Origin of the sequence: Amycolatopsis echigonensis (genome assembly GCF_002846615.1) — a bacterium.
Classification (GTDB): Bacteria; Actinomycetota; Actinomycetes; order Mycobacteriales; family Pseudonocardiaceae; genus Amycolatopsis; species Amycolatopsis echigonensis.
Genome location: NZ_PJMY01000003.1, coordinates 6,303,347 through 6,322,100 on the forward strand (window position 1 = coordinate 6,303,347; position 18,754 = coordinate 6,322,100).

The 18,754-nt window shown below is 70.3% G+C and carries 22 protein-coding genes and 1 pseudogene; 14 read left to right on the forward strand and 9 right to left on the reverse strand.

The features are described from left to right. Window positions 1-74 precede the first annotated feature (74 nt). Window positions 75-1,229 (forward strand): epoxide hydrolase family protein, encoded by a 1,155-nt coding sequence (locus ATK30_RS34905; RefSeq protein ID WP_101439035.1) that lies wholly within the window; start codon window positions 75-77, stop codon window positions 1,227-1,229. Window positions 1,230-1,258: 29 nt separating this feature from the next. Here the strand turns inward: ATK30_RS34905 and ATK30_RS34910 are convergent, their stop codons facing one another. Further along, window positions 1,259-3,124 (reverse strand): FAD-binding monooxygenase, encoded by a 1,866-nt coding sequence (locus tag ATK30_RS34910; protein ID WP_101439036.1) that lies wholly within the window; start codon window positions 3,122-3,124, stop codon window positions 1,259-1,261. A 139-nt stretch (window positions 3,125-3,263) separates the two neighbouring features. Between ATK30_RS34910 and ATK30_RS34915 the strand changes: the two genes are divergently transcribed. From ATK30_RS34915 to ATK30_RS34930, 4 genes are read left to right on the forward strand one after another with little or no spacing between them, the layout of a single operon-like run. Then, window positions 3,264-3,920: an IclR family transcriptional regulator gene (locus ATK30_RS34915; RefSeq protein ID WP_101439037.1), complete on the forward strand. Its 657-nt coding sequence runs from the start codon at window positions 3,264-3,266 to the stop codon at window positions 3,918-3,920. A gap of 46 nt (window positions 3,921-3,966) precedes the next feature. After that, window positions 3,967-4,962 carry a D-cysteate sulfo-lyase gene (gene cuyA, locus ATK30_RS34920; RefSeq protein WP_463672412.1) on the forward strand — a complete coding sequence of 332 codons (996 nt, stop codon included), beginning with the start codon at window positions 3,967-3,969 and terminating at the stop codon, window positions 4,960-4,962. Beyond that, window positions 4,959-5,636: a cysteate racemase gene (cuyB, locus tag ATK30_RS34925; protein ID WP_101439039.1), complete on the forward strand. Its 678-nt coding sequence runs from the start codon at window positions 4,959-4,961 to the stop codon at window positions 5,634-5,636. The genes cuyA and cuyB overlap by 4 nt, the downstream gene beginning before the upstream one ends. A gap of 12 nt (window positions 5,637-5,648) precedes the next feature. Then, the gene (locus tag ATK30_RS34930; RefSeq protein WP_101439040.1) at window positions 5,649-6,587 is read left to right on the forward strand and encodes a GNAT family N-acetyltransferase; all 939 of its coding nucleotides are present in this window, start codon (window positions 5,649-5,651) and stop codon (window positions 6,585-6,587) included. Here the strand turns inward: ATK30_RS34930 and ATK30_RS34935 are convergent. Beyond that, window positions 6,574-7,710: an FAD-dependent oxidoreductase gene (locus tag ATK30_RS34935; RefSeq protein WP_101439041.1), complete on the reverse strand. Its 1,137-nt coding sequence runs from the start codon at window positions 7,708-7,710 to the stop codon at window positions 6,574-6,576. The two genes, ATK30_RS34930 and ATK30_RS34935, sit on opposite strands and share 14 nt — an antisense overlap. A 180-nt stretch (window positions 7,711-7,890) precedes the next feature. Between ATK30_RS34935 and ATK30_RS34940 the strand changes: the two genes are divergently transcribed. Together ATK30_RS34940 and ATK30_RS34945 are read left to right on the forward strand one after the other, a co-directional pair. Next, entirely contained in the window at window positions 7,891-8,175 is a 285-nt protein-coding gene (locus ATK30_RS34940; protein ID WP_101439042.1) for an alkylmercury lyase, read from the forward strand. Between the two features lie 183 nt (window positions 8,176-8,358). Then, window positions 8,359-8,988, forward strand: coding sequence for a flavin reductase family protein (locus ATK30_RS34945; RefSeq protein ID WP_101439043.1), 630 nt, complete (start codon window positions 8,359-8,361; stop codon window positions 8,986-8,988). Here the strand turns inward: ATK30_RS34945 and ATK30_RS34950 are convergent. Further along, window positions 8,964-9,371 carry a hypothetical protein gene (locus ATK30_RS34950; RefSeq protein WP_101439044.1) on the reverse strand — a complete coding sequence of 136 codons (408 nt, stop codon included), beginning with the start codon at window positions 9,369-9,371 and terminating at the stop codon, window positions 8,964-8,966. The two genes, ATK30_RS34945 and ATK30_RS34950, sit on opposite strands and share 25 nt — an antisense overlap. Window positions 9,372-9,457: 86 nt before the next feature. Here ATK30_RS34950 and ATK30_RS34955 point away from each other — a divergent pair, with 86 nt between their 5' ends. Next, window positions 9,458-10,123, forward strand: coding sequence for a DNA alkylation repair protein (locus tag ATK30_RS34955; RefSeq protein ID WP_101439045.1), 666 nt, complete (start codon window positions 9,458-9,460; stop codon window positions 10,121-10,123). On the opposite strand, the gene ATK30_RS34960 is transcribed toward ATK30_RS34955, so the two are convergent. Both ATK30_RS34960 and ATK30_RS34965 read right to left on the reverse strand, forming a co-directional pair. Beyond that, window positions 10,107-10,679, reverse strand: coding sequence for a methyltransferase domain-containing protein (locus tag ATK30_RS34960; RefSeq protein WP_244194822.1), 573 nt, complete (start codon window positions 10,677-10,679; stop codon window positions 10,107-10,109). The genes ATK30_RS34955 and ATK30_RS34960 overlap by 17 nt on opposite strands. Before the next feature lie 226 nt (window positions 10,680-10,905). Further along, window positions 10,906-11,388, reverse strand: coding sequence for a DUF5994 family protein (locus ATK30_RS34965; protein WP_101439046.1), 483 nt, complete (start codon window positions 11,386-11,388; stop codon window positions 10,906-10,908). An 873-nt stretch (window positions 11,389-12,261) separates the two neighbouring features. Here ATK30_RS34965 and ATK30_RS34970 point away from each other — a divergent pair. From ATK30_RS34970 to ATK30_RS46570, 3 genes and pseudogenes are all read left to right on the forward strand, one after another. Further along, complete coding sequence (locus ATK30_RS34970; protein ID WP_101439047.1) at window positions 12,262-13,302, forward strand: fatty acid desaturase family protein; 1,041 nt, start codon at window positions 12,262-12,264, stop codon at window positions 13,300-13,302. Then, window positions 13,299-13,454, forward strand: a pseudogene (locus ATK30_RS47350) (RGCVC family protein); the annotation flags it as partial. The gene ATK30_RS34970 and the pseudogene ATK30_RS47350, both read left to right, overlap by 4 nt. Window positions 13,455-13,514: 60 nt before the next feature. Then, complete coding sequence (locus ATK30_RS46570) at window positions 13,515-13,676, forward strand: DUF6307 family protein (protein WP_167442051.1); 162 nt, start codon at window positions 13,515-13,517, stop codon at window positions 13,674-13,676. Between the two features lie 167 nt (window positions 13,677-13,843). On the opposite strand, the gene ATK30_RS34980 is transcribed toward ATK30_RS46570, so the two are convergent. Both ATK30_RS34980 and ATK30_RS34985 read right to left on the reverse strand, forming a co-directional pair. Continuing rightward, window positions 13,844-14,419 (reverse strand): DUF305 domain-containing protein, encoded by a 576-nt coding sequence (locus ATK30_RS34980; RefSeq protein WP_101439049.1) that lies wholly within the window; start codon window positions 14,417-14,419, stop codon window positions 13,844-13,846. Between the two features lie 58 nt (window positions 14,420-14,477). Next, complete coding sequence (locus tag ATK30_RS34985; protein WP_101441226.1) at window positions 14,478-14,852, reverse strand: hypothetical protein; 375 nt, start codon at window positions 14,850-14,852, stop codon at window positions 14,478-14,480. Between the two features lie 211 nt (window positions 14,853-15,063). On the opposite strand from ATK30_RS34985, the gene ATK30_RS34990 reads away from it, so the two are divergent. From ATK30_RS34990 to ATK30_RS35000, 3 genes are all read left to right on the forward strand, one after another. After that, window positions 15,064-15,687 (forward strand): superoxide dismutase, encoded by a 624-nt coding sequence (locus tag ATK30_RS34990; RefSeq protein ID WP_101439050.1) that lies wholly within the window; start codon window positions 15,064-15,066, stop codon window positions 15,685-15,687. A 397-nt stretch (window positions 15,688-16,084) separates the two neighbouring features. Next, complete coding sequence (locus tag ATK30_RS34995; RefSeq protein WP_101439051.1) at window positions 16,085-17,014, forward strand: ArsR/SmtB family transcription factor; 930 nt, start codon at window positions 16,085-16,087, stop codon at window positions 17,012-17,014. A gap of 469 nt (window positions 17,015-17,483) precedes the next feature. Continuing rightward, window positions 17,484-17,963 carry a hypothetical protein gene (locus ATK30_RS35000; RefSeq protein WP_208637499.1) on the forward strand — a complete coding sequence of 160 codons (480 nt, stop codon included), beginning with the start codon at window positions 17,484-17,486 and terminating at the stop codon, window positions 17,961-17,963. 4 nt (window positions 17,964-17,967) lie between these two features. On the opposite strand, the gene ATK30_RS35005 is transcribed toward ATK30_RS35000, so the two are convergent. Then, window positions 17,968-18,249, reverse strand: coding sequence for a DUF3040 domain-containing protein (locus ATK30_RS35005; RefSeq protein WP_208637500.1), 282 nt, complete (start codon window positions 18,247-18,249; stop codon window positions 17,968-17,970). A 209-nt stretch (window positions 18,250-18,458) separates the two neighbouring features. After that, the gene (locus ATK30_RS35010) at window positions 18,459-18,725 is read right to left on the reverse strand and encodes a GlsB/YeaQ/YmgE family stress response membrane protein (protein WP_101439054.1); all 267 of its coding nucleotides are present in this window, start codon (window positions 18,723-18,725) and stop codon (window positions 18,459-18,461) included. Window positions 18,726-18,754: the final 29 nt, after the last annotated feature.

Below are 18,754 nucleotides of genomic sequence, written 5' to 3' on the forward strand. Positions count from 1 at the left end.
CTTAGCCGGTTGCGCCCGGCCGCGGGCGGCTGCTAGAACCGTCTAAGCCGGTTCCACCCAGACCAGGAGGACTCATGACCGCTCTGACCAGCGAAGTAGAGGTGTTCCACGCCCGCGCGACAGACGCTGACCTCGAAGATCTGCGGGCTCGGCTGGCCGCGGCGAGGCTTCCGGAGGCCGAGACGGTGCACGGTCCCCGCCGATGGGAGCAGGGCGTTCCGCTCGCCGATCTGGCCGATCTCGTGGACTACTGGCGCACCGGGTACGACTGGCGGCCGTTCGAGGAGCGCCTCGACCGGATCGGCCAGTTCCGGACGGTCGTCGACGGTCTGGGAATCCACTTCCTGCACCGCCGCTCCCCGCGCGCGGACGCCGCGCCGCTGATCTTGACGCACGGATGGCCGGGCAGCGTCGCGGAGTTCGTCGACATCGTGGACGAATTGGCGGACCCGGAAGACCGGAGCGCGCCGGCGTTTCATGTGGTGGCTCCGTCCTTGCCGGGCTTCGGGTACAGCGACAAACCGGCTACGACGGGATGGGGGACGGAAAAGATCGCGGCCGCGTGGGCGGAATTGATGGACCGGCTCGGATACCGGAAGTTCTTGGCCCACGGCGGCGATTGGGGCGGGAACATCACCACGGTTCTCGCCGGCCGGTTCCCGGAGCGGGTTCTCGGGGTCCACACGCTCTTCGCGGAGGGACCGCCCGGATTGCCGACGGACGGCCTGACGGAGGACGAGCGCAGGTGGACCGAGGAAACCCGCCATTTCTGGCGGCACCGCGCGGCGTATGCGAAGCAGCAGGCGACTCGGCCGCAGACGATCGGGTATTCGCTCGTCGACTCGCCGGTCGGGCTGCTTGCCTGGATCGTGGACAAGTTCGCGGAGTGGTCGGATACCGAGGACAGTCCTTTCGAGACCATTTCCCGGGATCGCGTTCTGGACGACGTCACGCTGTATTGGCTGACGCGCTCGGGGGCGTCCGCGGCCCGGATCTACTACGAGAGCCACAATTCGCTCGACCCGGAGCTGCGGGTGGACGTTCCGGCGGCGATCAGCATGTATCCGCGCGATACGGAGAAGACCCCTCGCCCCTGGGCGCAGGAGCGGTTCCGGCAGATCGTCCGGTGGCGGGAGCCGGAACGGGGCGGGCATTTCCCGTCGCTGGAAGTGCCGGAGTATTTCGTCCAGGACCTGCGGGAAGGGCTCGCCGCCGTGCTGCGGGCGTGATACGTGGCAGGGGTCGGCCGCGACGTCGGCTAGTCGGCGGTGAAGATCGGGGCGAAGAACGCGGCCAGTTCGGCGGTGGCGGTGAGGGGAAGGACGTTCGCGACGTACTGGTCCGGCCGGACCACCACGACCGCACCGTCGGGCGAGATGCCGCGGGCGGCGAAGATGTCCTCCGCCGGGTCCGCCGCGTAGACCTTTTCGTAGTCGATCAGGGAGAAGGGGCCAGTGCGGGGGAGGAAGATCTCCGGCACCTCGCCGAGATCGACCTCCTCGTACGGCTGCGGGTAGATCACCTTCACGTCGAACCACGCGTCGATGTCGAGGTTCTTCGGCGTGTGGGCCACTACCGGGGAGTCCGGGGAATTCCCCAGCCAGTCCGCGAATTCTGCCACCGCGGCGGCGGAGGCGAACACGTAGATCCGCCAACGCCCGTCGGCCTGGGCGTGGTGTCCTAAGTGGACCGGGTTCGCGTCGCAGACCCGCATGACCGGAGCTGATTTGAAGCGTTTGCCGATCGGGAAGCCGGTGGCCAGGTGCTGGTGGTCCGGTTCGGCGATGAGCACCGACGGCTGGTAGCACGTCATGAAACCGGACGGGAATTCGAACGTTTTCACGTAGAATTCTTCCAGTTCCGCCGGATCGGCGAGGTCCTCCGGCCGGGCCGCCATCAGGGTCGACCATTCCTTGTCGAAGTCGATGAGGTTCTTCGCGATCAGCTGGCGTTCCGCGGAGTAGGTGGCCAGCAGCGAAGCGGGACCGCGGCCGTCGAGGACGTGGCCGAGTTTCCAGCCGATATTGAACCCGTCCTGCATCGAGACGTTCATGCCCTGTCCGGCTTTCGCGCTGTGCGTGTGGCAGGCGTCGCCGGTGATGAAGACGCGCGGCAGCCGGGTGTCGCCGACGGGTACGTCGTCGAATTTGTCCGTGAGACGGTGGCCGACCTCGTACACGCTGTGCCAGGCCACGTTCTTGACGTCCAGAGTGTAGGGCCGCATGATCGCGTTGGCGCGCGCGATGATCTGGTCGATCGTCGTCTTCCGCACGGCCCCGCGATCGTCCTCGGACACCTCGCCCAGGTCGACGTACATCCGGAACAGCGAGCCGCCCTCGCGCGGGATCAGCAGGATGTTGCCGCCGTCGTGGGACTGGATGGCGCATTTCGTGCGGATGTCCGGGAAATCGGTGACGGCGAGGACGTCCATCACGCCCCACGCGTGCAGAGCCTGGTCGCCGACGAGCCTCCGGCCGATCGACTCGCGCACCGCGCTGCGCGCGCCGTCGCAGCCGACCACGTATTTGGCCCGGACGACGCGATCCTCGCCGGTGCGCGGGCCGGTGGTGTGCCGCAGCGTGACGGCCACCGGGTATTCGTCGCCCTCGGTGATGGTCAGCGACTGGAATTCCAGGCCGAAATCGGGCTTCATCCGGCTCGGCGAATGGGCCATGTACTCGGCGAAATAGTCCTGCACCCGGGCCTGATTCACGATGAGGTGCGGGAATTCGCTGATCCCGGTGGGATCGTCGGGCACGCGCGACGAGCGGACGATGCGCTTCGGGTCGGCCGGATCGGGCTTCCAGAACGACATCGTGGTGATCCGGTACGCCTCATCGACGATCCGGTTCGCGAAGCCGAACGCCTGGAACGTTTCGACGCTGCGCGCCTGGATCCCGTCCGCCTGCCCGACCTCGAGCCGTCCGCCGCGGCGTTCGACGATCCGCGTGGTGACGCGCGGGTACCGGGACAGCTGCGCGGCGGTGATCATGCCCGCGGGACCGGTGCCCACGATCAGCACGTCGACCTCGTCCGGCAGTTCCTCGGGCCGGTCGATCCCGGTTCCGGCGGCGGGAAGCACGCGCGGTTCGCCGGAAACGTAGCCGTGGTGGTGGAACTGCATAAGTTTCCTCACCTCATCGTGAAGCACTGACAGCCAGGGGACCGTGTTCTATAATCGAACTCGTTGTTCAATTATGGAGTACGTCGATGCTAAGGTGGGCCGCTCCGGCGCACAAGACCCCGCGGGGAAGGACCGAGTCGTGACGGAAGCCAAGCAAGGGGCCGGGTCGCAGACGTTGTCGCGCGGGCTCACCGCGCTGGAAGTGCTCGCCGAGGCCGACGCGCCGCTGTCGATCGCCGAGCTGGCGGCGCGGCTCGGGCTGCACCGGTCGATCACCTACCGCATCGTGCGCACGCTCGAGGACCACGGCCTCGTCGTGCGCGGCGCGAACGGCGAGCTGGAGCTGGGAGCGCGGCTGGCGGCGTTGGCGCGCAACGTTTCCCGCGATCTGCAGTCGACCGCGCTGCCGGAGCTGACCGTGCTCGCCAACGAACTGGGCATGACGGCCTTCCTGGCGACGCTCGACGGCGAGGATTCCGTGGTCACGCTGGCCAGCGTCGAGCCGCGGCAGGCGACGGCGGCGGTGGCGCAGCGGCCGGGCAGCAGGCATCCGATCACCGACGGAGCGCCGGGCCGCGCGATTCTGCGGCAGCTGCGCGGGGAGGAAACGTCGTACGAGACCAGCCATGACGAGGTCATCCCCGGGCTGTCGTCGATCGCGGTGCCGCTCGCGGTGCCCGGGCAGCATCCAGCCGCGCTCGCGGTGGTGTATTTGACCGGTCCGGCCGACATCTCGGCGATCGGGGCGCGGCTGGCGCAGGCGGCGCAGGTGATCCGGGCCGAACTGCACCCGTGACGGACGCGGTGGACAGCGGCCGGGTCCGGCAAGCACGATGGCGTCCGTGGTACAGACAACGCGCTTCGCCCGCTTCCCGCTCGGACACTTCCCGACCCCGCTCGAACCGCTGGACCTGCTCACCGCGCGGCTGCGCGAACGCCGCCGGGACGTGCCGGACCTGTGGATCAAACGCGACGACTGCAGCGGTCTGGCGACCGGCGGCAACAAGACGCGCAAGCTGGAATTCCTCGTCGGCGACGCGCTCGCGCAGGGTGCCGACACGCTGATCACCCAGGGCGCGACGCAGTCCAACCACGCCCGCCAGACCGCCGCGGCCGCCGCGCGCGCCGGGCTGGCCTGCAAGCTGCTGCTGGAACAACGGCAGGTGCGCGACGAGGAGTACGAAAACTCCGGCAACGTGTTGCTCGACGAACTGCTCGGCGCCGAGATCGTGGACCGGGTACCGGCCGGAACTGATATGTCAGCCGCGATGGAAGACGTGGCCGCGAAGCTGCGCGCGGAGGGACGGCGGCCGTACGTGATCCCCGGCGGCGGGTCGAATCCGATCGGCGCGCTCGGGTACGTCCAGTGCGCGCTGGAGCTGGACACCGCGCCGGTCCCGATCGACTGGGTCGTGCACGCGACCGGCAGCACCGGCACGCAGGCAGGCCTCGTCGCCGGGTTGCGCGCGGTGCACAGCCCGGCTCGAGTGCTCGGCGTCAGCGTGCGGCAGCCGGAAGCGCGGCAGATCGACGCGGTGCACGGCCTCGCCGGCCGCACGGCGGAGCTGATCGACGCCGAGGTTTCCCGCGACGACGTGCTGGTGGACGACCGCTGGGTCGGCGAGGGCTACGGCGTGCCGACCCAGTCCATGGTGGACGCGGTGCGGCTGCTCGCCGAGACCGAAGGGATCCTGCTGGACCCGGTGTACTCGGGGAAGGGCTTCGCCGGCCTGCTCGGCGCGATCGAGGAGGGCCGGTTCGCCGCGACCGACACCGTGGTGTTCGTGCACACCGGCGGCGTCGCCGGGCTGTTCGGCTACCGGTCGACCTTCCAGTGATCGCGGGCATCCTCGGCGGCATGGGTCCCGCGGCGACCGCCGAGTTCTACGCGAAGCTCATCGCGCGGACGGCCGCGGAGCGCGACCAGGATCATCTGCGGGTCGCGATCTGGGCGGACCCGACGGTGCCGGACCGGGTGGCCGCGGTGCTGGACGGAAGCACCGATCCGTACCCGGCTTTGCTTGCCGGGGCGGAAAAACTGCGCGGGCTCGGCGCGACCGTCATCGCCATTCCGTGCCACACCGCGCATTTCTTCCTGCGCAAGCTGGCGGCGGACAGCGGGGTGCCGTTCGTGGACATGGTCGCGGAAACGGCGGAATTCCTCGCCGGACGGACGGGGCCGGTCGGACTGCTCGGCACGCGCGGGACGATCGCCGCCGGGCTGTACCAACAGGGAGTGCCCGGGGTCGAGTGGGTGGTGCCGTCCGAGTCGGGACAACGGGAAGTCGACGCGGCGGTCGCGGCGGTGAAGCGCGGTGACCTGGCGGGCGGAGCGGTGCATTTCGAGCGGGCGCTGGCCGAGGTCGACGCGCCGTTGTCGGTGCTGGCGTGCACGGAACTTCCGCTGGTGGCGAGGAGCGCGACCGGGGTGCTGGACCCGACGGACCTGCTCGCCGACGCGGTGATCCGCGCCTGCGGCGGAAAACCGGTCGACGCCCGGCCGCCCGGCTGACAGAGTCCGGCCATGACCGATCTGCTGACCGCGGCGGACGTGCTGCTCATGCAGGAACTCGCACAGCGGATCACCGCCGTGCGGCCGGAGCTCGTCAACAGCGACGCCTCCTACGGCGAACTGGCCTGGAACTGGGGCAAAGCGCACGCCGCGCAAGGGGCGAGCTGGGTCCGCCGGCTGTGGTTCGCCGGCGACGACCTCGTGGCGTGGGGCTGGGCGCAGCTGCCGCGGAGCGTGCGGCGCAGCGACGGTTCGGTCAAAGACATCACCGGTGCGTATCTGGCCTTCCAGGTTCATCCCGACCACGCCGGACTGGTCGACGAGGTGATCGACTGGTTCGCCGCGACCGCGGACGGCCTCGAACGCACCGCGCTGCCCGGCGCGGCGGACAAGTTCGGCCTGGAACGCTGGGCGGCGCACGGCTACCGGCCCGATCCGGACGGCCTCGGCGACACCGGATCCTGGACACAGCTGAACGAACGCGACCTCGAGGTGCTGGAAAAGCCGGTGCTGCCGGACGGATTCCGCTTCCGCACCGCCGCCGAAGCCGGGCCGGAGGCCGCCGTCCAGGCTCATCTCGACGCCTGGGGCGCCATCGCGTACTCGCGGGAAAGCTACGAGGGCGTCCGCACGACCCCGGCGTATCGCGGCGACCTGCACTTCCTGGTCGAAGCACCGGACGGGACGATGGCGGCGTCCGCGATCATGTGGTTCGACGAGGCGAACAAGACCGCCGAGTTCGAGCCGGTCGGAACCCATCCGGACTACCGGCGGCTCGGGCTGGGCCGTGCGATGCTGCTGCACGGCATGGACCGCGCGCGGGCGGCCGGAGCCACCCACGCGACGGTCGCCTGCCTTGGCGCGCCTGGACATCCGTCGGCGCGCGGGCTGTATCACAGCGTCGGGTTCCGCGAGATTTCGCGAGACGTGCCGCTGCTCAAGCCTGCGTGAGCGGAGGCTGGCCCATGCGCGTCGCCCCGAACTTCGCCGACGTGCGGACCGCGTCGAAGCCGTAGCGGATCATCGCGGCCTCGTACTCCCGCAGCGCGGGGAGGGGATCGGCACCGGCCGCGGCGAGCTTCGCGGCGAGCAGTTCGGCGTCGCGCAGGGCCGTGTTGGCACCGACGCCGACCGCTGGGCTCATCGCGTGGATCGCGTCGCCGAGCAGGGTCACCGAGGTGGTCGGCCAGGGCTCGATCGGCACGCTGGTGCGCATGAAGATCGGGAACAACGTCTCGGGATCGGCGAGGGCCAGCAGTTCGCTGGCTTTCGGATTCCACGTGCGGGCCAAGGAAACCGTCAGGTCCCGAAGCTGAAGCCCGGTGGCGGCGCGGAGTTCGCCGTCGGAGTACGGCAGCAGTTCGGTGCGGGCGGCGAACAGGCACATCACGTAGTCGCCGGTGTCGGTGAGGCCTGGCAGCGGTGCCGGGCGCCGAGGGTGGACCGGAGCGATGCCGATGTGCTGGTTGTCCGGGCCGAAGAGCCCGCGGTAGATCCCGAACCACCCGTCGGGGATCAGTTCGGCGGTCTCGCGGGTGAGCGGGAAGCGGCCGTACATGATGCGCACGCCGGTGTCCACCACGCGGGCGTGCGGCAGATATTGCCGCCGTATCACGGAGTTCACGCCGTCGGCGGCGACCAGGAGGTGAGCAGACGCGGTGGTTCCGTCGGCGAACGTCGCGGTGGCGCCGTCATCCAGCCGGTATCCGGTGCACTCGCGGCCGAACTCGACGACGTCGTCCAGCCCGTGCAGGAGGATCTCGCGCAGCGTGAGCCGGTTGATCGAGACGTTTCGTTCGACAGGTTCCTTCGGCGGCGTCCCCGTGAGGTAGCTGGTACGCGACGGCGTCGAACTGGCATCCCAGACCGCCTGGCTGAGCTGTTCAGGAAGCAGCCGGTCGAGCGCGTCGAGGCCGTGCGAGTCGAGGCGCAGGCGATACCCCTGCAGCCGGCCGGCCGCTGAGATGTCACGTTCGCAGACTGTGACGCCAACCCCGGCGCGGTGCAATCCCTGCGCGAGCGCGAGCCCGCCGATGCCGGCGCCGATGATCAGGACGCGAAGTTTTCCGGGCACAGCGAATTCCCCTTCTGGATACGGAGCAAGGGGACGTGCTGGACGCACCGGGAAGGTGCGGGTACGAGCGCGGCGCGCCGCCCGGACTACCCACCGGGCTGTGGCTTTCGACGTCCTGGGCCACCATAGCTTTTTCCGGAAGCGGATTGTCAAGGACCGATTTCGGCCTAGGCTGGGTCCATGTGCACGACCGGGCCGGAGATCCGCGGGACGCGGGTGGAACTGCTGACCGCCCCGGACTGCCCGAACGCCGAGGCGGCCCGGTCGCTGGTCGCGGAGTGCCTCGCCGAGAGCCGTCTGGACGCGTCGGTGGTCGAACGCGTCGGCCGCTACCGCTCTCCGACGATCCTGGTCGACGGCGTCGACGTGATGGGAACGCCCGGCCCGGTCGCGGGCGACGCTTGCCGGCTCGACGTGCCGAGCCGGGAGCGGGTGCTCGCCGCGTTGACCGCCGCGCGCGGCTGAGCTTGCGCCGCGTCCGGCGCGGCCACTGCGGGGTGCAGACTGGCTGGAGCACACGGAGGGTTACCCGGGAACCTGCTCCAACCAGGCGGTTTTGCCCACGATCCGGTCACCGGTGCGGATGAGGAGTTGCTGAGCGTACGGTCGGATTCGACGTGCTCGGGTGCGGCGACAGAGTGAGGTTTCGTGTACAGCAGCAATACCGACGCCGATCGCGGCGCTTTCGTGTGGATGGTGAAGAACGCCGTCGTCCCGCGGCCGATCGCGTGGGTGAGCACAGTGGACGGCGCGGGCGTGCGGAACCTCGCGCCGTTCAGCTACTTCGCGCCGCTCACGATGGACCCGCCGACGGTGGTCTTCTCGATTTCGGAAGCGTCGAAGGACACTCTGGCCAATATCGAGGCCAGCGGCGAGTTCGCGATCACGATCGCGTTGAGCGGACAGGAAGAACTCGTCGCGCGCACCGCGTCCACAGTGGACTCATCGGTGGACGAAGCGGAGCACGTCGGGTTGTCGTGGACGCCCGGGGTGCGGATCGCCGTGCCCCATCCGGCCGGGACGGGCCCGAGCCTGGAGTGCACGCTGGTGAAGATCGAGGAGTTCCGGGGCGCGCACCTGGTCTTCGGCGAGGTGGTCGGAGTCGCGGTGGACGACCGGCTGCTGCGCCCGGACGGACGGCTGGACCAGGACGTGTACCAGCCGGTCGGCCGGATGGGCGGCGCGACGTTCACCCGGGTGAACAACTGGGTGCGGGTGCCGATCCCCGCTCCGGAGGAGTTCCTGGCCGGGGGTCAGCATTCCGCCGGGGGCAGGTAGCCCTGCTGGCAGAGGTATTCGTGCTGGATCTCCCCGGAGGTCTTCGGACGTCCGGAGCCGCCGGGGTCGAGGTAACCCTGGTATTCCTTGCAACGCGGGTTGAACTTGCCCGCGTCGACTGCTCGCTGGCCGCAACCCGGGCTGGTTGCGGGGTCGCGCCGTTTGGCTTCCGATGCCGTGGTCTTGGGCGTGCTGGTTGCCTTGGCCGGGGTCGAGGCAGCCGGCGTCGTCGCGGTCGGGGTCGTTGTCGTGGACGGCGCGGGTTCCGGACTGGGCCGGCTCGTCGGAGCCGGTCCCGCGACGGCGTGCTGGGCAGGCGGATTCCCGGCGCACCCGGCCAGAGCCAAGGCGAGCGCGATGGCGGCGACGGCGCGACGGGTCATGGTCGAAAGACGCCCCGCGGCCCGCGAGCGTTACCGCGCGTTTCGCGTAATCTCGACCCCGTCCGCACCTGAGCAGGGAGGTTTCCGTGGCCGACGCAACCCTTTCCGGGGTCCTCGCCCGGCTCGCGGAGCTTGACGACCCCAAAATCCGGGCCGTCAACGAGAACCACGGCGACGACCACAGCGTCAACCTCGGCAAGCTCCGCGCCCTCGCCAAAGAGCTCAAAGCCCAGCCCGAGCTGGCCCGCGAACTCTGGCGGACCGGGGACACCAACGCCCGCCTGCTCGCGCTCCTCGTCGCGCGGCCGAAACAGTTCGACCGCGATGACCTCGACACGATGCTGCGCGAGGCGGGCACCCCCAAGGTTCAGGACTGGCTCGTCGCGAACATCGTCAAGAAAAGCCGCCACGCCGAGGAGCTCCGCGTGGCCTGGCTCGAGGACCCCGACCCGGTGGTGGCGAGCGCGGGCTGGGCGCTCACCGTGGACCGCGTCGCGAAGAAGCCCGACGGGCTGGATCTTTCTGGGCTGCTCGACGTCATCGAAGCCGAGATGAAAGCCGCCCCGGAGCGGTTGCAGTGGGCGATGAACTACTGCCTCGCCCAGATCGGCATCGAAAACCCGAGCCTGCGCGCCCGCGCGATCGGCATCGGGGAGCGGCTGGGAGTGCTCAAGGACTATCCGACACCGCCGAACTGCACCTCGCCGTACGCGCCGGTGTGGATCGCGGAGATGGTCAAGCGGCAGGCTTGACGAAGACTCCGACGAACACCATGCTCGCCGCCAAGAACGGCCCCGCGGCCAGCGCCGCCAGCCACGCGTCCGCGGCGGCCCGGTCCAGCTGACCCGCCCGCACCGCGCGTTCGGCGTTCCGGCTCAAGCCGAGAATCTTGTCCGCCGCACCGAAATCGCGGAAGACCGGTGCGGCGACCGAGACGTCGAGCACCTCCAGCCCGGCCTCCAGCGCCAACCGCGCCAAGGAACGGCCGACCGTCGCGTTCCGCACCATCGTCGAGCATACGAACCGGTTGAACGCGCGGTTCGTCGAGCGTTCCCCGGGATCGACCACCAGGCTGTCCCAGTCCGGCTCGGCCACGCACGCCAGCCCGCCCGGCCGCAGCACCCGGTGCAGTTCAGCGAAAACCGCGGCGGGATCGGCGACGTGCTGCACCATCCGGTCCGCCCGAGCGCGGTCGACGCTCGCGTCGGCCAGCGGAAGCGCTTGCGCATCGCCGAGCCGGACCGAGATCTGCGGCGTCCCGGAGGTCCGCCGTCCCGCTTCCTCGACCATTCCCGGTTCCGTGTCCACCCGAGGACCGCACCCGCGGATCCCACCGCTTCGGCCATGGCGGGCAGATCGGTGCCGGGGCCGCAGCCGACGTCCAGCACGGTCAAGCCGGGGCGCAGGTCCAGCGCGGCCAGCACGTGCCGTTTGTAGTCGCGCCCGGCTTCGGCGACCTGGGCGTAGTAGTCGATTTTGTCCGGTCGGGGGACTCCGAAAGTCTCGGCCATGTCCTCGAGTGAACCAGAAAAGGTCAGCTCTCGGCCGACCGCCGATCGGGCAGCAGCACGCCGCAGCCGTGGAGGATTTCTTCGGCGGTGCCGAAGCTGTCGGACGCCGAGGCCGCGGCCAGCGCGCGTTCGGCGGCGGCGTCGCCGGTTTCCGGCGGGATCACCAGGAGCGTCAGATGCCGGATACGAGGCCCGATCACCACGACAGTGTGCTGCTGGAGACCGAAAAATCCGGACAGTCGCACGAGATCCGGCCCGTGCGCGAGGTGGGCGGGCGCAAGGCCCCAGGCCGCCGGGTTGAAGCCGATGCGGTCGACCGGTCCGGAACGGCGGGAGAGGGCGGCGACCAGCGCGCTGAATTCCGTCACCGGGTCAAGGGAGAGCGGCCGCCACGCGCCGTCGAAACAGCCCTTCACGGCACCGGATTGCTTGAGCCGCAAGCGGGTGCCGACCTCGGCGGGTTCGATCACGGTGCTCGCGGCGCCGCTGGGCGGGGCTGACGTCATCGCGGCACTCCTCTCCGGAGACTCGGGCGCGGCGGTCTCCGGTGCGACGGGGCGCGGGTCAGCGACGGTGTCGCCGTGCGTGCGCTCGCCCTTGCGGCGGCTGCGATTCGGTCCGCTCGGCGGGCGGGACCGCGGGCTGGCGGAAGAGACCGCCGTAGCGAGTGTCCTGCGGCCGGACGAGAGCGCCGGGGCGCGGGCTTTCGGCGACGGGATGGCTGAAGAGCGGCATACTGACTGCGGCAGTGATGAGTTTTCCTTTCAGAGCGGCAAGAGACCGCGGCGGAACAGAGGAACCGGGCGGCTGGTCCACGTCGCACCACCGCCGTCCCGAGAGGGCGCCACTGACTGATGCCGCGGAGGCGGCCGAAGCAAGGGCAGCTCGGCGGCTGACAGGCCGCGAGGGGTGACGGTGGTGTGCCGTGGGCCCGACGACAGGGCATGCGTTCGCCCAGGCCGCGAGGGACCGGGACTGTCGGCGCACGAGATGTTCTCGGACACCGCCGAGAGTACACCCTCGACCGCGCCGGGCGCGCTGCCGGATGCGCGGACATCGGGCGGCGGCCGCGGCGAACGAGTCCGGTTTCGCGGAAGACCGGGTGGTCGCAAGGGAATTCCCCGGCGCGGCGCGGAACCGCCGAGAGCACTCGAATGGACCTGGCCCGGCGTCCCCGGAAGAAGGTCCCTCCGCCGGGCGGGGCCGGGCCCGTGCGCCGGGTGTAGGCTTGGGGAAGCAAGACCCTGGACCTCGGCGGTGCGATCGAGCCGTCACGGCTGCCGAGGAGAGCGGGACCTACCCGCACCGCCGATACCGGGTCCTCGCCTCTGTCGAACCACCGCGGTCGTCCGGCACACCATCCGATGCGGAGCTGGAATATGGACGGACAGACGGGCAGGCCAGGGCACGGAAGCGAGTTCGCCGAACTCTCCGCCCTGGTGAAAGAGGCGGGCTTGTTCCGCCGCCGCCCGGGGCACTACCTGGTGCGCGGCGGGATCGCGCTGCTGGCGTTCGGCGGGGCGTGGGCGCTGCTCGCGCTCGTCGCGGCGGGCTGGTGGCAGCTCGGCACGGCGGCGCTGCTGGCCGTCGCCTACACCCAGCTTTCGTTCCTCGGCCACGACGCCGGGCACAAGCAGATCTTCCGCGGCCGCCGCGCGAACGACGCGGCGGGCACGGCGCTGGCCGCGCTGGTCGGGCTGAGCTACGGCTGGTGGGTCGGCAAGCACACGCGCCACCACGCGAACCCGAACCTCGAGGATTCCGACCCGGACATCGACATTCCCGCGCTGGCGTTCAGCACCCGGCAGGGCCGGGCGAAGGCGGGTTTCCTGCGCTGGATGGCGAAATACCAGGCTTTCCTGTTCTTTCCCTTGCTGCTGCTGGAAGGCGTCGACCTGCACTGGTCGGGGATCAAGGCCGTGCGCCACGGCGGGACGAAGTCCCCGAGACTCGACGCGGTCCTGCTCGCCGTCCACGTCGCCGCCTACCTGACGGCCGTGTTTCTCTTGCTGCCGCCCGGAATCGCCGTGGTGTTCATCGTCGTGCACCACGCCGCGTGGGGTGTCTACATGGGATGCTCGTTCGCGCCCAACCACAAGGCGATGCCGCACTTGGAACCCGGGCACCGGCTGGACTTCCTTCGCCGCCAGGTGCTGACGTCGCACAACGTCCGCGGCGGCCGCTGGATGACCTACGCGCTCGGCGGGCTGAACTACCAGATCGAGCACCATCTTTTCCCCAGCATCCCGATGGCGACGCTGGGGAGGGCGCAGCCGCTGGTGCGGGACTTCTGCCTCGCTCGCGGGATCAGCTACAGCCAGGGCGGGCTGTTCCGCACGTACGCCGACGTCCTGCGGCATTTGCACCAGGTCGGAAGTCCGCTCCGGACGGCATCTCGCGCGGTCAACGGCGCCCAGTGACCGCGGACGGCGAGTCCGGCGCGGCCGAAACCCTGTTCGGCGACGGCGTTCCCTCCGGCGCCTGCGCGGTCTGCCCCCACGGAAACGACTTGCACGACGCGGTCGCGAGCCGCTACTGCGCCGCGACCGCGTCAGGCGGCTTGCACCGCCGGTGTGCGTGCTCCTCCGAGACCCTCGCAACAACCAGGAAAGCCAGGAAAGAGGACCGCATCATGCCCGACGAAATCACCTACGTGTCGCGATACGACCAGCGCATCGCCTCCGTTCGAGCCGTGCTGGAGGAGGACACCGGCCTGACCGGCGCCGCCTGCCAGGCACTCGCCGTGCGGCTGCTGCGGCTGATCGACGAAGCACCGGAGAAACTGCGGCGCTGAGACCCCGCTGGATCCGGTCGGCACGACCGGATCCAGCGGCCTCGGCTGCCGGGGCGGGCCCCTGCTGTCTCGCAGGTAGTTCCCGCAGATTCCGCTCGGATTCCGCGGCGCGCGTCAGCCCAGAAGCAAGGCGCCGGGGCCGCCAGCGGCCCCGGCGCCGCACCGCGTCAGCCCTTCAGCAGTCCCTGCATCTCAGCGATCTCGGCCTGCTGCGCCTCGATGATCTTCCGCGCTAGCGCCTTGGCCCCGGCATCCGAGCCCTGGGCCAGTTCGGTCTTCGCCATCTCGACCGCGCCCTGGTGGTGTTTGACCATCATGTCCAGCCACGACCGGTCGAAGGCCGGGCCCTTGGCGGCGTCCAGGCTTTTCATGTCGGCGTCGGACATCATGCCGGTCATCGGGTGGTCGCCGGACATCTCGTGGCCGCCGGGCATGGCATGGCTCGTGGCCGCGACGCCCCAGGCCTTCAGCCAACCCTGCATCTGCCGGATTTCCGGGTCCTGCGCCCGGTCGATCCGGCCGGCCAGGTCGACGACCTTCGGGTCGCTGCTGCGCGACGGCACCATTTTCGCCATCTCCAGCGCCTGCTGGTGGTGCGGGATCATCTGCTGGGCGAACGCGACGTCGGCGGCGTTGTGCCCCGCCTGCGAACTGGGGGCGGGAGTGGGGGATTCCGGGCCGCCGCACGCGCCGAGCAGCAGCGAAGCGGCCAGCACGGCACCGCTGAAAAAGATTTTGCGCACGAAAAAACCTTCTCTCCAAAAGGAAAATTGCGAAGAAAGACCGGAAAGCGAATACCGATCAGGTCCGCGACACGCAGAGAGAAGTGAGGACGGCCCGGCCCCGTCTGTCGGGCGGCCGGTCGGCGGCGGGGGAGCCGCGCGTGCCGTCGAAAACCGCCTGCACGGCGGGGCGGCGGCGGAAGGCCAGCAAACCGAGGACGAGCGCGCCGGCCGCGTACAGGACCGCCAGGCAGAGGTGCAGCATCGAATGCTCGCCGGCGGGCATGCCGGATTCGGCGGCCGGGGCGGCGTCGTGTGCCTGGACGACGGACATCTGGCTCGTCATCGCATGCCCGGCGCCGGGGGAGGGCACGTGGTGCATCACGGCGATGCCCAGCGTGAGCGCGAACAGCAGCAGCACCCGCTGCACGCTGCCGAGCCGGGACGTCGCCATGGGCCAACCGTACCGGGTGCCGGACGCCACGGGCGGAGCGGACGAAACGGTCACGCTGAGTGGCGGGCGATCCCCGCCGTACCGGAAGTTGAACATTCACTCAACCAGGTTCCAGCCCGTGGCGCCGAGGCCGCCCCCGCTCGCCCGGGGCACGGGTGTGCTACTAGGTTCGAGGGGGCAAGACTTGATGTCGAAGACAGAAGGAGGGCCCATGGCCCGGTACGAGCTGCCCGAACTCGATTACGACTACGGTGCTCTCGCGCCGCACATCTCCGGCGAGATCAACGAGCTGCACCACAGCAAGCACCACGCGACCTACGTGAAGGGCGCGAACGACACGCTGGACAAGCTCGCCGCCGCGCGGGAGGCGGGCGACTTCGGGTCGATCGTGGGCCTGGAGACGACGCTGGCGTTCAACCTGGCCGGGCACGCCAACCACGTGGTGTGGTGGAAGATCCTCTCGCCCGAAGGCGGGGACAAGCCGACCGGCGAGCTGGCCGCGGCGATCGACGAGGCGTTCGGCTCGTTCGACAAGTTCAAGGCCCAGTTCACCGCCGTGTCGACCACGATCCAGGGCAACGGGTGGGGCGCGCTGTCGTGGGACCCGATCGGCAAGACGCTGATCACCCAGCAGCTGCGCGACCACCACAACAACCTGATCCTGCCGACCGTGCCGATCCTGCTGGTCGACGTGTGGGAGCACGCGTTCTACCTGGACTACAAGAACGTGAAGCCGGACTACGTCAACGCCCTGTGGAACATCTTCAACTGGGCCGAGATCAGCAAGCGCTTCGACAACGCCGTCGCCGGCGGCAACGGCCTTCTGCTCAGCTGAGGCCCTCGCACTGCGACACCGGAAACGGGGTCCGGCCCACGCGGCCGGGCCCCGTTTCGCATTCCCGCGGAAATAGTCGCCCGGGTGGGGGAAATCGTTGCGGCAAATGTCGGGACCGCTGGCCCGGCGCGCCGCCCGCGCACCCCGGAAGCCGGTCGCACCGCCGGAAAACAGGTGCATCCGAACGTGCACCGTGCACGTCCGGCGAATGCGGGCCCCGGATCCGGTGAGACGATTTGTCTCGTCTCGCGGCTGACCGTCTGTCCGAGAACCACCTGATTCAGCGAGATTCGCCGGCATTCGGCGGATTCTTCCCCGAACGGAAAAAGCGCCTGGACAGCGGCGGATCGGCGCGGCACCCTGGAAGCGCAACCATGCCGGGGGCAGGGGGAGCCACATGGCATTGCGCATTCATTTCACCGACGACGATTTCGGCCGGACGAGGCGGCGCACCGGCCCCGATCCGCTGTGGGAACTGGTGCTGAGCCTCACCGCGCTGCAGAGCCGCCGTCCGGCGGGCGCGCTGCGGGTCTGGTCCGCCCGTGCTCGCAAGCAACTTCGCCGGGAGGGGCTGTTTCCGCACCCCCGTCCGGTGCCCGCGTTGGAGTGGCGCCGCCGGGCCATGAAGGCGCTGCCGCCGGGCGGGCAGTCCGGCCGCGGCGAGGCGACGGTCCGGCACACGGGGGTGCTGAGACCGGCGGAGCGGCGGCGAGAGATCGGGCCGGTCGCCGGGGACGGCGTCGTGCACGTGGAGAAGACGAGGTTGCGCGGCGACCTCCAGACGTTCTTCGTGCACGGGGCCGCGCCGTCCTGGTCCGGCGAACTGGCCGAAGGGGCTCGCGGGCTGCTCGGCACGGCGCTCACGTCGTACGGCATCGCGCGGCAGACTCCGCTCGCGCCGGCCGTCCGCGGTATCCGGGCCGGTGCCGCGCCGATTCGCTGGGCGAAGCCGGAGTTGTCCGCCGAACCGCCCGCGGACCGCAGTGTCTGCTTCGGAGGGTTGCTCGTGATTCCGGCGTATTTCCGGGTCGCGCAACCGGAGCCGTCGGCAGCGCTCGGCAGGACCGCGGAGCGCACGATCGAGGCCGCCCAGGACCCGCTGCCGGAGCTGCTCGGCGAGACCCGGGCCCGGGCGCTGCACGCGCTGGCGGTGCCGCTGTCCGCGGCCGAACTGGCCGGGCAGATCGGCGTGACCCCGGTCGCGGCGAGCAAGCACGCGGGGGTCCTGCGTCGCGCGGGACTGGTGGAGAGCCGACGGGACGGGAACACCGTCCGGCACGCGGTGACGGCCACCGGGCTGGCGTTGCTGAGCGCATCCGGCGGATGACGGGAATGCCGGTGCGTTTCGGGAGAATTCCCCGTACTGGCGGAAGACGGCGGCAATAAACAACGCGGCGGACAATCGGCGGGCGCGGGTGCTCCTCACCGTGCGGAATGGGCCACGGCGGCTGCCGAGTGCCGTCCCGCTCTCCTCTCCCGCGGAAGTCCGTGAGGGGCCACTGAGGAAATCAGATTCCGTCAAGGGGCCCGTCACGGACCTCTGCATCGCCGCCGGGCTTCTTGGCGGGGAGAGAACGCCCGCGCATCACCGGCTCTGCGACCTGCTTCGGAGGAAACCGCCACTGGGGCGGCCGGGTTGCCTCTGCGTGGCGTTACGCACGAATGAGTGAAAAGAACGGGTGAATTTGGGTGGAGGTTCCGCTCCGAGGCGCCCGCCGCGGGCGCTTTTTCCGCGACTTGGGCACATTTGCCCGCGAACTCTGCCATTCTCCCGGTTTTCGCGGCATTCTCGGAGCATGGCTTCTGGCGGTTTCCGCGCGTCCGCCGTGCGCGGGCGCGTGTTCCTCCTTCCGGTCCTGGCCGCGGCCGTCGCGGTCTCGGCGGCGGCCGGGGTCTGGCTGGGGCTGTGGATCCACCGGCAGGGCTCGGCGGCGATCGGCCGCGCGCCCGGCCAGTCTGTCGTCGCCGCCGTCCAGCCCGGATCCGGCGCGCTGCGCGGGAGCGAGGGCGCCGCGGTGCCCGACACCCGGCGCGTCACGTGGACCGCCCCGGACGGCGGCACCGAGGAAGCCGCCATTCCGCTGCGCTCCGACCCGGCGGCGCGCGGCCTGACCCGGGTCCGCGTGGACGCGCGGGGCCGGCTCCGGCCCTCGTCACCGGACCGGATCGACGTGCTGTCGGTGTCGGTGATCACGACGATCGCCTGGGAAACGGTCACCGCGATCGCGGGATTCGGGCTGTACCGCCGTTTCGTGCGAGGACGCGTCGCAGCCTGAGCCGTCAGCGCCAGCGGCAGCGGTAGAACCAGACGATCGCGAGCGGAATCGCCGTCGTGAGCACCGCGCCCACCGCGATCGGCGCCGCGGACCCCATGCCGAACCCGACGACCAGCGTGACCAGGCCGGTGAGGAACACGCTGAGCACCCCGAGCGCGGCCGCGGCGAAGGAGAGCACCGGCATCGGGCGGAATTTCTCGAAGCGGCGGGCCAGGCGCGGATTCTCCTGGGCGAGGTACCGTTCGATCTCGTCCAGCTGGTGTTGTTCGTGGTCGCGCAGCGCCATCGTCCGCTCCGCCCGTCGACCTTGCCGGGACTTCTCCGCTGATTCTGCCACGAAACGCGGCCGGAATCCGGGGCCGAGTCCGATTCGGCGCCCCGTCCGGGTGAGTCCGGGACCGGGCCGGAGACCGCCGGGCGGCGGCGCGGAATCCGGTTCGGATTTCCCGGAGCGAGGGCGGCCCGCCGCGCCCGGCAGCGGGCCGCCCGCACGGGTCAGTCGCGGCGGCGGTTGCCCACGATGAGCCGGTAGCCGGTCAGGATGACCAGCGCGCCGAGCACCGCGAGACCCCACGTGCGCAGGTCGAAGAACGTCCCGAGCTGGGTGTGGAACAGCGTTTTGCCGATCCAGCCGCCCACGAACGCGCCTCCGATCCCGAGCAGGATGGTGATGATGCAGCCGCCCGGGTCCTTGCCCGGCATGAGGGCCTTCGCGATCAATCCGGCGATCAGGCCCAGCACGATCCAGCTGACAACGCCCACGTCGGTCCTCTCCTCGGTACGGCGGCGGC